The 13558-nt window shown below is 71.5% G+C and carries 13 protein-coding genes and 2 tRNA genes; 13 read left to right on the forward strand and 2 right to left on the reverse strand.

The features are described from left to right. Position 1: 1 nt before the first annotated feature. From L615_RS00580 to clpX, 13 genes are all read left to right on the forward strand, one after another. Positions 2-505 carry a ribose-5-phosphate isomerase gene (locus L615_RS00580; RefSeq protein ID WP_028653948.1) on the forward strand — a complete coding sequence of 168 codons (504 nt, stop codon included), beginning with the start codon at positions 2-4 and terminating at the stop codon, positions 503-505. Further along, the gene (locus L615_RS00585) at positions 505-1362 is read left to right on the forward strand and encodes an Fpg/Nei family DNA glycosylase (protein WP_028653949.1); all 858 of its coding nucleotides are present in this window, start codon (positions 505-507) and stop codon (positions 1360-1362) included. The genes L615_RS00580 and L615_RS00585 overlap by 1 nt, the downstream gene beginning before the upstream one ends. Next, a complete protein-coding gene (locus L615_RS00590) occupies positions 1359-2408 on the forward strand; it encodes a PP2C family protein-serine/threonine phosphatase (RefSeq protein ID WP_145723751.1) in 1050 nt (349 codons plus the stop codon). Before L615_RS00585 ends, L615_RS00590 begins: the two co-directional genes overlap by 4 nt. 111 nt (positions 2409-2519) lie before the next feature. Then, positions 2520-2590, forward strand: a tRNA-Gly gene (locus tag L615_RS00595). A 38-nt stretch (positions 2591-2628) separates the two neighbouring features. Continuing rightward, positions 2629-2704, forward strand: a tRNA-Pro gene (locus L615_RS00600). Positions 2705-2867: 163 nt separating this feature from the next. Then, complete coding sequence (locus L615_RS00605) at positions 2868-3617, forward strand: Ig-like domain-containing protein (protein WP_186449657.1); 750 nt, start codon at positions 2868-2870, stop codon at positions 3615-3617. Positions 3618-3741: 124 nt separating this feature from the next. Continuing rightward, complete coding sequence (gene tig, locus L615_RS00610; RefSeq protein ID WP_145723752.1) at positions 3742-5145, forward strand: trigger factor; 1404 nt, start codon at positions 3742-3744, stop codon at positions 5143-5145. Between the two features lie 63 nt (positions 5146-5208). Next, the gene (locus tag L615_RS00615; RefSeq protein WP_036516328.1) at positions 5209-6387 is read left to right on the forward strand and encodes a hypothetical protein; all 1179 of its coding nucleotides are present in this window, start codon (positions 5209-5211) and stop codon (positions 6385-6387) included. A 55-nt stretch (positions 6388-6442) separates the two neighbouring features. After that, on the forward strand, positions 6443-6793 hold the full coding sequence (locus L615_RS00620) for a hypothetical protein (RefSeq protein ID WP_028653952.1): 351 nt from the start codon (positions 6443-6445) through the stop codon (positions 6791-6793). Positions 6794-6882: 89 nt separating this feature from the next. Further along, on the forward strand, positions 6883-7365 hold the full coding sequence (locus L615_RS00625) for an SRPBCC family protein (RefSeq protein WP_145723753.1): 483 nt from the start codon (positions 6883-6885) through the stop codon (positions 7363-7365). 131 nt (positions 7366-7496) lie between these two features. After that, positions 7497-8102 (forward strand): ATP-dependent Clp protease proteolytic subunit, encoded by a 606-nt coding sequence (locus L615_RS00630; RefSeq protein WP_051485336.1) that lies wholly within the window; start codon positions 7497-7499, stop codon positions 8100-8102. 15 nt (positions 8103-8117) lie between these two features. Further along, positions 8118-8723 carry an ATP-dependent Clp protease proteolytic subunit gene (locus L615_RS00635; protein WP_028653955.1) on the forward strand — a complete coding sequence of 202 codons (606 nt, stop codon included), beginning with the start codon at positions 8118-8120 and terminating at the stop codon, positions 8721-8723. A gap of 137 nt (positions 8724-8860) precedes the next feature. Continuing rightward, complete coding sequence (clpX, locus tag L615_RS00640) at positions 8861-10141, forward strand: ATP-dependent Clp protease ATP-binding subunit ClpX (RefSeq protein ID WP_145723754.1); 1281 nt, start codon at positions 8861-8863, stop codon at positions 10139-10141. A gap of 559 nt (positions 10142-10700) precedes the next feature. Here the strand turns inward: clpX and L615_RS00645 are convergent. Both L615_RS00645 and valS read right to left on the reverse strand, forming a co-directional pair. Next, positions 10701-10919: an amphi-Trp domain-containing protein gene (locus L615_RS00645; RefSeq protein WP_028653957.1), complete on the reverse strand. Its 219-nt coding sequence runs from the start codon at positions 10917-10919 to the stop codon at positions 10701-10703. Between the two features lie 10 nt (positions 10920-10929). Beyond that, entirely contained in the window at positions 10930-13548 is a 2619-nt protein-coding gene (gene valS / locus L615_RS00650) for a valine--tRNA ligase (RefSeq protein WP_145723755.1), read from the reverse strand. Positions 13549-13558: the final 10 nt, after the last annotated feature.

Genomic DNA, 13558 nt, shown 5'->3' on the forward strand with positions numbered 1-13558 from the left:
CATGCGCGTGCACCTCGGCTGCGACCACGCCGGCCTCGAGCTCAAGTCCCACCTCATCGGCTGGCTGACCGAGCACGGCTACGAGCCGGTCGACCACGGTCCGTTCACCTACGACGCCCTCGACGACTACCCGGTGTTCTGCCTGCGGGCGGCCGAGGGCGTCCGTGCCGACCGCGAGGCCGGCCTCGACAGCCTCGGCGTCGTCATCGGCGGCTCCGGCAACGGCGAGCAGATCGCCGCCAACAAGGTGAAGGGCATCCGGGCCGCGCTGGCCTGGTCGGAGGAGACCGCGAGCCTGGCCCGCGAGCACAACAACGCGCAGGTCGTCGCCGTCGGCGGCCGGATGCACACCCTGGACGAGATGACCCGCCTGGTCGAGGTCTTCCTCACCACGCCCTTCCCGGGCGACGAGCGGCACGTGCGCCGGATCGGCCAGATGGAGTCCTACGAGACGACCGGCGAGCTCCCGCCGCTGCCCGAGAGCGCCCTCGGGCACGAGGCCTGATGCCCGAGGGGCACACCCTCCACCGCCTGGCCGACCAGCTGACCGCCGTCTTCGGCGGCCACCTCGTCCGTGCCGGCAGTCCCCAGGGACGCTTCGAGGCCGGGGCCGGGCAGGTCGACGGCACCCGGCTCCTCGACGCCGACGCGTGGGGCAAGCAGCTGTTCATCCGCTTCGAGGCCGACCGGCTCGTCCACGTCCACCTCGGGCTCTACGGCCTCTTCGACGTGTACGACGACGTCGACTCCGTGCCCGACCCGGTCGGCCAGGTGCGGCTGCGGCTGGTGCGTCCGGAGGCCGAGCGGCCCGCGGCGTACGCGGACCTGCGCGGCGCCACCCGCTGCGAGCTCGTCACGCCGGCCGAGCGGGACGCGGTCGTGGCGCGGATCGGCCCCGACCCCTTGCGCGAGGACGCCGACCCGGACCGGGCGTGGCAGCGGATCTCCCGCAGCAGCGCCCCCATCGGCACCCTGCTGATGGACCAGTCGGTGCTCGCCGGGGTCGGCAACGTCTACCGCGCCGAGGTGCTCTTCCGCCACCGCATCCACCCGCTGCGACCCGGCAACACGATGCGGGTCTCGCAGTGGCGCGCGATCTGGGACGATCTGGTCGTGCTGATGCAGGAGGGCGTGCGCACCGGGCGGATCGACACCGTCCGCCCCGCCCACCTGCCCGAGGCGATGGGCCGGCCCCCGCGGGTCGACGACCACGGCGGCGAGGTCTACGTCTACCGGCGGGCCGGCCAGCCGTGCCACGTGTGCGCGCGGCCGGTGCGCACCGAGGTCCTCGGCGGGCGCAACCTCTTCTGGTGCGCCCGCTGCCAGCCGGCCTTCCGCAGCCGCGCAACGGGGCGCCGATGAGGCGCGGGCGGCGCTGGCTGACGTCGGACCGCGGCACGGCGCTGCTGCTCGGCGGGTTCTCGACGGCCGTGCTCGTGCTGATGGCCGTGCTGCCCGACGACGTGCCGCTCGCACTGGTCTTCCTGCCGATCGTCCTGGCCGTGCTGCTGCTCGGCAACAGCGTGCTGCCCTGGTACGCCACGTGGATGCTCGCGGCCCTCACCGTCGCGGCCTTCCTGCAGGACTCCTGGTCGGCGCGCACGATCGTCGGCCTCGTCGTCATGTACGCCGTCACGCTCGTCGTGCTCGTCGTGACCGTGCGCCGCCGCGGCGGCCTCGGCGTCGCCCGGCAGCGGGGCGAGTCGATGCTGGTCGACCTGCGCGACCGGATCCTCGCCCAGGGCGAGATCCCGCAGCTGCCGTCGTCGTGGCTCGTCGAGTCCGCGCTCTCCTCGGCCGGTGGCTCGGCATTCGCCGGTGACTTCTTCGTCGCGACGGGGAGCGACCACGGCCGCCGCATCGACCTCGTGGTCGTCGACGTGTCCGGCAAGGGGGAGGCCGCGGGCACCCGCGCCCTGCAGCTGTCCGGCGCGATGGGCGGCCTGCTCGGCGCGCTGCCGCCGGACCGGTTCCTCCCGGCGGCGAACGGCTACCTGCTCCAGCGTGCGTGGGAGGAGGGCTTCGCGACCGCGGTGCACGTCTCGATCGACCTCGCGACCGGGCTCTTCGAGCTCCGCAGCGCCGGGCACCCACCCGCCGTCCAGCGCCACGCCGGTTCCGGCCGGTGGGAGGTGCTGCGCGCCGACGGTCCGGTGCTGGGCATCGTCGAGGACGTGGAGTACAACGCCTGCCACGGCCGGCTCGACCCCGGCGACAGCCTGCTCCTCTACACCGACGGCATGGTCGAGGAGCCCCGGCGCGACATCGAGCTCGGCATCGACCACATGATGGGGGCGGCCGAGTCCCTGCTGCGCCGCTCCTGGGACGGGTTGACCGGCCGGCTGGTCGGCGCCGTCGGCTCGCCGGACGACGACCGCGCGCTGCTGCTGGTGCACCGCCGGCCCTGAAGCCCAGCAGCGGGGTCCGGGGCGGACGCACCGCCCGCGGCCCGGTTGGGGCGCCGTGCGCGCGGTGTGGCACGATTGCCTCTGCTCGGAGGGCCGTCGGCCCCCGCGCACGGGGATGTAGCTCAATGGTAGAGCCCCAGTCTTCCAAACTGGCTACGCGGGTTCGATTCCCGTCATCCCCTCGGAGTGCGGCCGTGCGCAGCGTCGGCAGGGCGCACGACGGGGCGTAGCGTAGTGGCTAGCGCGCCTGCTTTGGGAGCAGGAGATCGCAGGTTCGAGTCCTGTCGCCCCGACCACCGCCTGCCTCGCGCCCCCGCAGGGGCAGCCGCCCGCGTCACGCCGGACCACCCGGACGAACGGACCCACCGGCCCGACCCGCCGGATCCGCGGTTTCCCGCCCACGCCGCCGCGCGCGCCGCTACGGTGCGGTCCGGGGAGGCCGTTGAGAGGACCCTGCCTGTGCACCCACGCCACCTGCTCCGCGCCGTGCTCGCCACGCTGACCGCGCTCCTGCTGACCGGCCTGGCTGCCGGGTCGCCGCTCGCCGTACCCGCAGGTGCGGCCGGGGAGCCCGCGACGACCACCACGCTCGTGGTCTCCGGCGGCACCAGCTACGGCGTCGACATCGTGCTCACCGCGCACGTCACCAGCGAGGCCGGCGTGCCCGTCGGCACCGTCACCTTCAGCATCGACGGCGGCGAGGTGCTCGCCGAGGACGTCCCGGTCGACGCCTCGGGCACGGCGTCCGCCACCGTGCCGGCCGACTACGTCGCCCTCGCCCGCTACCGGGCGGCCTTCACCGGCGACGGGTTCGGCGACAGCGAGGCCGCCGAGTTCACCTACGTCCCCCGGGCGGCCGTCCGGCTCGACGCGGAGCCCACCGTCCTGCGGACCAGCGGCGTCGGCAGCCCGCTCACCCTCACCCTGGCCGCCTGGGTGCGCCGGGCCGACGACGGCCGGCCGGTCGCGGGGGAGCCGGTCACCTTCAAGATCCTCGGCGGCCAGCCCGACCTGTTCTCGATGAACGGCGGCACGGTCGTGTGCGACGCCGTGACCGACGCGCGCGGCTACGCCACCTGCGGCGGCAAGGCCACGCTCGCAGCGGTGCTCTCGCTGCTCACCGGGGGAGCGTGGGTGAGCCACCCGCGCCTCGGCGGCTACGAGTTCACCTCCGCGAAGGTGCCCGTCATCGGTCCCGGGGCCGGCTGAGGCCCGTTCGCCTGTCGTCGTCAGTTCGGTGGGCCCCCGGGCCCGGCGGTAGTGTGGGCCAGTCCCGGCGCGGTGAGTCCTGCCTGCGCCCATCGCACCACCCACTGACAGTAGGAGAACACCTGTGAAGAGCGCCGTCGAGACCTTGAGCCCGACCCGGGCCAAGCTGACCGTCGAGGTGCCCTTCGAGGAGCTCAAGCCGAGCCTCGACGCGGCGTACCAGAAGATCGCGAAGCAGATCAACGTCCCCGGCTTCCGCCGTGGCAAGGTCCCGCCGCAGGTGATCGACCGCCAGGTCGGCCGCGGCCTCGTGCTCGACGAGGCCGTCAACGACGTGCTGCCCAAGGCGTACGTCGAGGCGCTCCAGGAGAACAACCTGACCCCGCTGGCCCAGCCGGAGATCGAGGTCACGAAGTTCGAGGACAACAAGGGCCTCGAGTTCACCGCCGAGGTCGACGTCAAGCCCGAGATCGACCTGCCGTCGTACGAGGGCCTGACGGCCTCCGTCGACGACGTCGAGGTCAGCGACGAGGACGTCGCCGAGCAGGTCGACGCCCTCCGCCAGCGCTTCGGCACCCTGATCGACGTCGAGCGCCCGGTCCAGGACGGCGACTTCGTCGTCATCGACCTGGTCGCCCGCCACGACGGCGAGGTCGTCGAGGGTGCGGAGATCTCCGGCTTCTCCTACCAGGTCGGCAAGGGCGGCATGGTCGACGGCCTCGACGAGGCGCTTGTCGGCATGTCCGTGGACGAGGAGAAGGTCTTCACGACCCAGCTCGTCAGCGGCGACCTCGTCGGCCAGGACGTCGAGGTCTCCGTCAAGGTCACCCAGGTCCAGGAGCAGGAGCTCCCCGAGCTGGACGACGACTTCGCCCAGGAGGCGTCCGAGTTCGACACCCTCGACGAGCTGCGCGCCGACGTGCGCGAGCGGCTGGTCCGCGGCAAGCGCCTCGAGCAGGCCGCCGCCGCCCGGGACGCCGTCCTCGAGGCGCTGCTGGAGAAGGTCGAGGTCCCGCTGCCCGAGACGATGGTGACCGAGGAGCTCAACGCCCGCCGCGCCAGCCTCGAGCAGCAGCTGCAGTTCTCCGGCCTGACCCTCGAGAAGTACCTCGAGGACGAGAAGCAGACGCAGGAGGAGTTCGAGGCCGACCTCGAGCGCCGCGTCCGTGACGCCGTTGCTGCCCAGTTCCTCCTCGACGAGATCGCCGACAAGGAGGAGATGGGCGTCGACCAGGGTGAGCTGACCCAGTACATGATCCGCCGCGCCCAGCAGTCCGGCCAGGACCCGCAGGAGTTCGTCAACCACATGTTCGAGCACAACCACGTGCCGGACCTGATCCAGGAGATCCGTCGCGGCAAGGCCCTCCAGCTGCTCGTCGAGGGCGCTGAGGTCAAGGACGGCTCCGGCAACGTCGTGGAGCTGAAGAACCTCCAGGCCGACGGCAGCATCGGTGAGCCCCAGGAGGAGGCCGACGAGGCCGCCGACGAGGCGCCCGAGGCTGCTGCCGAGGAGACCACCGAGGCCTGAGCCTCGCCGGACTACCCCGTTGGGTGCACAACTGTGCACTCAACGGGGTAGTCTCACTTTTCCATGAGGCCCGAACCGACCCTCGTCGACGCTGCGGCGCTGGCCACCGCCGTCCTCGACGACCTGGTCCTCGCGACCGCGCGCGACACCCACACCGCCGTCTCGCGACGCGTCCACGGCCTCGTGGGGCTCGGCCTCGGCCCGGTGGGCAGGCCCGCCGAGGTGGTGCACCGCGGCATCGCCGCGACCGTGTACGGCGCCCTGGGGCTCTCGCTGCGCGGCGCCAGCGCCGGCCTCGCCCGGCTCGCCGAGGCCGGCGTGGGGCCCGGCCTCGAGGACGGCCCGCGGGGGCGCTTCGTCAGCTCGGCCGTCAACGGCCTGATCGGCGAGGAGCTGCGCCGCGACCGGCCGCGGCTCGCGATCGAGATGGGCGTGCGCCGCGACGGCCGCGACGTCGTCCTCACCCCCGACGGCGTGGCTGCGGCGTTCCCGGCCGCCACTGGCCGCCTCGTGGTCTTCCTGCACGGCCTGTGCGAGACCGAGGACTACTGGCGCCGGCACCGCGACCGGGTCGGCGCGACGTACGGCGAGACGCTGGCCGGCCGGGGCTGGACGCCGGTCTACCTGCGCGCCAACACCGGCCTCGCCCTGCGCGAGAACGGCGTCGTCCTCGCCTCCCTGCTCCAGCGGCTCGTGGACGCCTGGCCGGTCGAGGTCGAGCAGGTCGCGCTCGTCGGGCACTCCCTGGGCGGCCTGGTCATGCGCGCGTCCTCCGCCGTCGTCGCGGACGGCGACGCCCCGGCTGCGTGGACCCGGCTGGTCAGCGACGTCGTCACCCTCGGCACCCCGCACCTCGGCTCGTGGTTCGCCGTCAGTGCCGACCACGCCAGCCGGGGCATGGCCCGCCTGCCCGAGGTCGCCGCCTTCGGACGGATCATCGACCGCCAGGCGCCCGGCATCCGCGACCTCGTCGAGGGCCTCGCGCAGGACGTCCCGCCGCTGCCGCACGCCCGCTACCGCCTCGTCACCGCCACGCTCACCCGCTCGCCGCGCCACCCCGTCGCGAGCACGATCGGCGACCTGCTCGTCACGCCGCGCTCGGCGACCGGGCGCGACCGGCGCGGCACCGAGCTCTTCCCGGGCGCCGAGGTGCTCCACCTCGGCCGCACCGACCACTTCGGGCTGCTCAACCACCCCGACGTGCACACCGCGCTGGTCCGCTGGCTGGCCGAACCCGTGTGACCGGTTGAGCCGTCGTACTCAGGCACCGGGGTCACCGCGCCGCGAGGCTGGACCCATGACCGTGCCTGCGACCGCCGCCCCTGCCCGCTCCGCCAGCCCGACCCGCACCGGCGCCCTGGTGACCGCCGGCGTGGCGCTCGTGATCGCCCTGCTGGAGACGGCCTTCGGCGCCTGGTGCTGGATGGAGACCGAGGCGGCGTCGGTGACCAACGACGACCCCCTGGTCGGGATCGGCTTCCTCATCGCCCTCTTCATCGGCGTCCCCGGCCTCGTGGGCCTGCTCCTCGCGGTGCTCGGCTGGGTGTTCGCCCGGCACGTCGCCGGCCTGGTCCTCGCGATCCTCGCGGCCGTCGTGGTGAGCGCACCGCTGCTGTTCCTGCTCGGCACCGGCTCCCTCGCCTACTGACCGGCTGCTCCCGACCACCGGTGCAGACCGGGTACGTCGCCACCCGGACGCCCCTGCCGCCGGTCGGCGTCGTGCTGCAGGATGAGGGCATGGCGACACCGAACGCGGCCCGCGAGCTCCGCGCCGAGGCCGACATCGACGCTCCTGCCGACCACGTGTGGGCACTGCTCACCGACTTCGCGCAGATGGCCCGCTGGAGCCCCGAGACGGTCCGGATGGTGCCGCTCAAGCCCGGCGGCCTCCGGGTGGGGCAGTGGTACCTCGGCATCAACCGCCGCAAGGCCGTCGTCTGGCCGACCCGCTCCGTGGTCGCCGACGTCGTCCCCGCCCGCCGCCTGGTCTGGGACACGCCGTCGAGCGGCGCCCAGTGGGTCTGGGAGATCGAGCCGGTCGCGGGCGACCCGAGCCGCACCCACGTCGTGCACCGCCGACCGGTGCCCCGCCACCTCAGCCTCGGCAGTCGCATCGTCGCCCCGCTGCTGCTCGGCGGCACCGAGGCGCACGCCGACGAGCTCGAGCAGGGCATGGCCACCACCGTCGCCGGCCTCAAGGCCGCCGCCGAGGGCACCTGATCCGACAACACCGGCCCGGGGCGTTTCCGCCGTCGGCGAACAGCGGCGTCCAACGCGTGGATCTGCCGGTGCGGGCGGCTAGTGTCACTGACGTGACTCAGAATCTTCCCGGTGGCCACGGTGGCCATGAGATGAACGGTGCCGCGGGGATGAACTTCCTCGACGACAACATCTACAGCCGGCTGCTGCGTGAGCGGATCGTGTTCCTCGGGTCCGAGGTCCGCGACCAGAACGCCAACGCGATCTGCGCCCAGCTCCTGCTGCTGTCCGCGGAGGACCCGGAGGCGGACATCTTCCTCCACATCAACAGCCCCGGTGGCTCCGTGGACGCCGGCATGGCGATCTACGACACCATGAATTACATCCCCAACGACGTCGCCACGGTCGGCATGGGCCTGGCCGCCTCGATGGGCCAGTTCCTGCTGTGCGCCGGCGCAAAGGGCAAGCGCTACGCGCTCCCGCACGCGCGGATCATGATGCACCAGCCGTCGTCCGGCATGGGCGGCTCGGCCTCGGACATCAAGATCCAGGCCCAGCAGTCGCTGCACATCAAGAAGGTGCTGCTCGAGCTCATCGCCGAGCACACCGGCCAGAGCGTCGAGCAGGTCACCGAGGACGCTGACCGCGACCGCTGGTTCACCGCCCAGGAGGCGCTGGAGTACGGCCTGGTCGACCAGGTCATCAAGAGCGCGAAGGAAGCCTCCGACGAGGGCCGGCCGGCCCACAAGAAGGACTGACGGGAAGGACCGGGCATGAACTACTACATCCCGCAGTGGGAAGAGCGCACGTCGTACGGCTTCCGTCGCATCGACCCCTACGCCAAGCTGTTCGAGGACCGCATCATCTACCTCGGCACGCCGATCTCCGACGACGTCGCGAACGCCGTCATCGCGCAGCTGCTGTGCCTGCAGTCGATGAACCCCGACCAGGACATCAGCATCTACATCAACAGCCCCGGTGGCTCGTTCACCGCGCTGACCGCGATCTACGACACGATCCAGTTCATCAAGCCGGACGTGCAGACCGTGTGCATCGGCCAGGCCGCCTCGGCCGCCGCGATCCTGCTCGCCGCCGGTGCGCGGGGCAAGCGCCTCGCCCTGCCGAACAGCCGGATCCTGATCCACCAGCCCTACACCGAGGGCACCTTCGGCCAGACCTCCGACATCGAGATCCAGGCCAACGAGATCCTCCGCATGCGCGAGATGCTGGAGAAGATGATCAGCGACCACTCCGGCAAGCCGATCGACGAGGTCAGCAAGGACATCGAGCGCGACAAGATCCTGACCGCCCAGGGTGCCGTCGAGTACGGCCTGATCGACTCGATCCTCGAGTCGCTCAAGACCCCCGCACTGGTCTGATCCGGACCAGACCTGCCGATAGAAGACGACGGACCATTCGATGAGCTCCCCGAACCGGTACCGGTACCCCCCGTGTCACGCTGCACTTGCGGCGCCACAGGGGGTACCGTCGGGGAGTTCACATGTGAGGAGGACCCGTGGCACGCATCGGTGACGGTGGCGACCTGTTGAAGTGCTCGTTCTGCGGAAAGAGCCAGAAGCAGGTCAAGAAGCTCATCGCTGGTCCGGGTGTCTACATCTGCGACGAGTGCATCGACCTCTGCAACGAGATCATCGAGGAGGAGCTCGCCGAGGGCTCCGACGTCGACCTCGCAGAGCTCCCCAAGCCCAAGGAGATCTTCGAGTTCCTGAACTCGTACGTCATCGGGCAGGAGCAGGCCAAGAAGTCCCTCGCGGTCGCGGTCTACAACCACTACAAGCGGGTCCAGGCCGGCGTGCAGCCGGTCTCCGGCAAGCACAGCAAGGACGAGGCGGTCGAGGTCGCCAAGTCCAACATCCTCGTGATCGGGCCGACCGGCTGTGGCAAGACCTACCTCGCCCAGACCCTGGCCCGGATGCTCAACGTCCCCTTCGCCATCGCGGACGCCACCGCCCTCACCGAGGCCGGTTACGTGGGCGAGGACGTCGAGAACATCCTCCTCAAGCTGATCCAGGCCGCTGACTACGACGTCAAGAAGGCCGAGACCGGCATCATCTACATCGACGAGATCGACAAGGTCGCCCGCAAGGCCGAGAACCCGTCGATCACCCGCGACGTCTCCGGTGAGGGCGTCCAGCAGGCGCTGCTGAAGATCATCGAGGGCACCACCGCCTCGGTCCCGCCGCAGGGCGGCCGCAAGCACCCGCACCAGGAGTTCATCCAGATCGACACCACGAACATCCTGTTCGTGGTGGGCGGCGCCTTCGCCGGCCTCGAGCACATCATCGAGCAGCGCGTCGGCAAGAAGTCCCTCGGCTTCACCGCCGAGCCGCGCGGCGAGGCCGAGCGCGCCGCCGAGGACCTGCTCGCCCAGGTCCGCCCGGAGGACCTCACCAAGTTCGGCCTGATCCCCGAGTTCATCGGCCCCCTGCCGCTCATCGCGAGCGTCAGCCCGCTGGACCAGCAGGCCCTCGTCCAGATCCTCACCGAGCCCCGCAACGCCCTGGTCAAGCAGTACAAGAAGCTGTTCGACCTCGACGGCGTCGAGCTCGAGTTCACCGACGACGCCATCGCCGCCATCGCCGACAAGGCCCTCGAGCGCGGCACCGGCGCCCGCGGACTGCGCGCCATCATCGAGGAGGTCCTCCTCCACGTGATGTACGACGTCCCGAGCCGCGGCGACGTGGAGAAGGTCGTCGTCACCCGCGAGGTCGTCGACGACGACGTCGCGCCGACCCTCGTGCTGCGCGAGACGAAGCCGAAGAAGAAGTCGGCCTGAGTTGAATTGCGCGAGCGTGTCGCCTGTCGACACCAGCCGCACGGGCACTCGCTGCGCTCGGCCCGCGGGCAGGTGTCGACGCGCCTTCGGCGCGGGCGCCACGCTGCCGCGCCGCAGTTGGCTTGCGTAGGTCCAGCCTTGGCCTGGCGGCAAGCCTGCGTCGGTTCGCGCGAGCGTGTCGCCTGACCGGCGTCTGACTGCGCGAGCGTGTCGCCTGTCGACACCAGCCGCACGGGCACTCGCTGCGCTCGGCCCGCGGGCCGTCTGATTACGCGAGCGTGTCGCCTGATCCGCGTCTGATGGCGCGAGCGCCGCGGTTGGCTTGCGTAGGCCGCGCCGCCGCCTGGCGGCAAGCCTGAGTCAGGGGGCGCGAGCGTGCCGCAGGTGGCTCGCGTAGGYCCAGCCGTGGCTTGGCGGCAAGCCAGAGCGGTGTCTCGTGGCTTGCCTGAGTGCTCCCTGACGGCGTACGCCGAGTGCACCGCGTGGGCGCGAGCCGCCCCCTCCGGAACGGATAGGGGCGACGCGGTCAGGAGGGTGGTGCCGGCCCGGGGGCGGGGGGTCACCAGGTGAGCTCGATCTCCAGCTCGTTGTCCTCGCCGATCTCGAGCTCGACCTTCAGCTCGACCTCGTCGGGGATGCGGACGGTGACCTGCTTGCCGCCGCGGACGAACTCGACGGAGTTGTTCCGGGCGAGCATGTCGGCCAGCGCGCGCAGGCGGGCGGCAGCCTCCTCGCGGCGCAGGGTACGGGTGTCGTCGATCTCGAACAGCTCACTCATGGGCGAGACCCTACTCAGCGGGCTCCTCGGCGATCTCGGCGGTCACGCTCAGCTCGGTGGCCTGCTCGTCGACGGTGAAGACCAGGTCGCCGACGATCTTGCCGGCAGCGACGAGGTCCGCGGAGGCGGCCTCGGCGTTGCGGACGGCCTGCTCGGGGCCGGTGACCTCGACCCGCGCGAGCGGGGTCTTCATGTTGACCTTGGCCTGCGACTTGGCGCCACGGATGCCGGCCAGCGCGGTGGCGACCGCGTCGATCGCGCTGCCGTCGGAGGCGGCGGCGGAGCCGAGCTCGGCGACCGTCGGCCAGGCGGCGCGGTGGACCGAGCCCTCCTGCCACCACGACCAGACCTCCTCGGTCACGTAGGGCAGGAAGGGCGCGAGCAGGCGCAGCTGGACCTGCAGCGCACCGGCGAGCGTGGCCCGGGCGGAGTCGGACGCGTCACCCTGGTCGGCGTACGCACGCTCCTTGACCAGCTCGAGGTAGTCGTCGCAGAACTCCCAGAAGAACTTCTCGGTGACCTCGAGGGCGGTCGTGTAGTCGTAGGCCTCGAAGGCCTCCGTCGCCTTGTTGACCACGGTGGCGAGCCGGCCGAGCAGGGCGGTGTCGACGGGCTGGCTGACCCGGGCCGGGCTGAACTCGGTCGCACCGACGCTGCCGAGGACGAACTTCGACGCGTTGAGGACCTTCATCGCCAGCCGGCGGCCGACCTTCATCTGCTTCTCGTCGAACGGCGAGTCGAGGCCCGGCCGCGCGATGGCGGCGCGCCAGCGGACCGCGTCGGCGCCGTACTTGTCGAGGATCTCGTCGGGGACGACGACGTTGCCCTTCGACTTCGACATCTTCTTGCGGTCCGGGTCGACGATGAAGCCGGAGATCATCGCGTGCGACCACGGCGCGACGCCGTTCTCGAAGTGGGCGCGGACGACGCGGCTGAACAGCCAGGTCCGGATGATGTCGTGGGCCTGGGTGGCCAGGTCCATCGGGAAGACCCGCGACCACAGGTCGGGGTCGGACTCCCAGCCGCCCGCGATCTGCGGGGTGAGCGAGGAGGTCGCCCAGGTGTCCATCACGTCGGGGTCGCCGATGAAGCCGCCCGGCTTGCCGCGCTGGTCCTCGGTGTAGCCGGTCGGGGCCTGGGTCGACGGGTCGACCGGCAGCTCGGCCTCGGTCGGGAGCAGCAGGCGGCCGTAGTCGGGCTCGCCCTCCTCGTCGAGGGGGTACCAGACCGGGAACGGGATGCCGAAGAAGCGCTGGCGCGAGATCAGCCAGTCGCCGTTGAGGCCGCCGACCCAGTTGTCGTAGCGGTGCTTCATGTGCGGCGGCAGCCACTGGATCTCCGCGCCGCGGGCGAGCATCTGGTCGCGGACGTCGGCGTCGCGGCCACCGTTGCGGACGTACCACTGACGGGTGGAGACGATCTCGAGAGGCTTGTCGCCCTTCTCGTAGAAGTTCGCCATCCGCTGGGTCGGCTTCGGGTCGCCGTCGAGGTCACCGGACTCCTTGAGCTTGGCGACCATCGCCTCGCGGGCGGAGTGGACGGTCTTGCCCTTGAGGTCCTCGTACGCCGCCGCGGCCTGCTCCGAGGACAGCCACTCCGGCGTCTCGCGGGAGAACCGGCCGTCGCGGCCGATGACCGTGCGGACCGGCAGCTGCAGCTCGCGCCACCACTGGACGTCGGTGAGGTCGCCGAAGGTGCAGCACATGGCGATGCCCGCGCCCTTGTCCATCTCCGCGGCCGGGTGGGCCAGGACCGGGATCTCGACGCCGAAGACGGGCGAGGTGACGCTCTGGCCGAACAGGTCGGCGTACCGCTCGTCGTCGGGGTGCGCGATCAGGGCGACGGCGCTGGCGATCAGCTCCGGACGGGTGGTCTCGACGTGGACCGGCGTGCCGTCGGCCTTGTGGTAGGCGACGCGGTGGTAGGCGCCGGGGTAGTCACGCGCCTCGAGCTCGGCCTGGGCGACGGCCGTCTGGAAGGTGACGTCCCACAGCGTGGGGGCCTCCTGCAGGTAGGCCTCGCCGCGCGACAGGTTGCGCAGGAACGCGCGCTGGCTGACGGTCTGGGCGTGCTCGCCGATCGTCGTGTAGGTGATCTTCCAGTCGACGCTGAGGCCGAGCGTGCGCCACAGCGCCTCGAAGATCTTCTCGTCCTCCTCGACCAGCTTCTCGCAGAGCTCGATGAAGTTCGGCCGGCTGATCGGGACCTGGCGCTTCGGGTCCGGCTTCTCGGGGGGCGTGAAGTCCGGGTCGTACGGCAGCGACGGGTCGCAACGGACGCCGAAGTAGTTCTGGACGCGGCGCTCGGTCGGCAGGCCGTTGTCGTCCCAGCCCATCGGGTAGAAGACGGACTTGCCCTGCATCCGCTGGAAGCGGGCGATCAGGTCGGTGTGCGTGTAGGAGAAGACGTGGCCGACGTGCAGGCTGCCGCTGACGGTCGGCGGCGGGGTGTCGATGGCGTAGACGTTCTCCCGCGGCTGCGTGCGGTCGAAGCCGTAGGTGTCCTCGGCCTTCCACCGCTCGGCCCACTTCTTCTCCAGCCCCTCCAGGGCCGGCTTGTCCGGTACGACGACAGCGCGGGTGTCCGTGCTGGTCGGGTCCGGGGTCTGCTGGCTCTCGAGGTCGGTCATGGACATGAAT

It is taken from the genome of Nocardioides sp. J9, assembly GCF_007829375.1.
Lineage (GTDB): Bacteria > Actinomycetota > Actinomycetes > Propionibacteriales > Nocardioidaceae > Nocardioides.

Coding starts and splice junctions, on each gene's coding strand:
- L615_RS00580 (WP_028653948.1), top strand. CDS start 2: ATGCGCGTGCACCTCGGCTGCGACCACGCCGGCCTCGAGCTCAAGTCC.
- L615_RS00585 (WP_028653949.1), top strand. CDS start 505: ATGCCCGAGGGGCACACCCTCCACCGCCTGGCCGACCAGCTGACCGCC.
- L615_RS00590 (WP_145723751.1), top strand. CDS start 1,359: ATGAGGCGCGGGCGGCGCTGGCTGACGTCGGACCGCGGCACGGCGCTG.
- L615_RS00615 (WP_036516328.1), top strand. CDS start 5,209: ATGAGGCCCGAACCGACCCTCGTCGACGCTGCGGCGCTGGCCACCGCC.
- L615_RS00620 (WP_028653952.1), top strand. CDS start 6,443: ATGACCGTGCCTGCGACCGCCGCCCCTGCCCGCTCCGCCAGCCCGACC.
- L615_RS00625 (WP_145723753.1), top strand. CDS start 6,883: ATGGCGACACCGAACGCGGCCCGCGAGCTCCGCGCCGAGGCCGACATC.
- L615_RS00630 (WP_051485336.1), top strand. CDS start 7,497: ATGAACGGTGCCGCGGGGATGAACTTCCTCGACGACAACATCTACAGC.
- L615_RS00635 (WP_028653955.1), top strand. CDS start 8,118: ATGAACTACTACATCCCGCAGTGGGAAGAGCGCACGTCGTACGGCTTC.
- L615_RS00645 (WP_028653957.1), bottom strand. CDS start 10,919: ATGAGTGAGCTGTTCGAGATCGACGACACCCGTACCCTGCGCCGCGAG.
- valS (WP_145723755.1), bottom strand. CDS start 13,548: ATGACCGACCTCGAGAGCCAGCAGACCCCGGACCCGACCAGCACGGAC.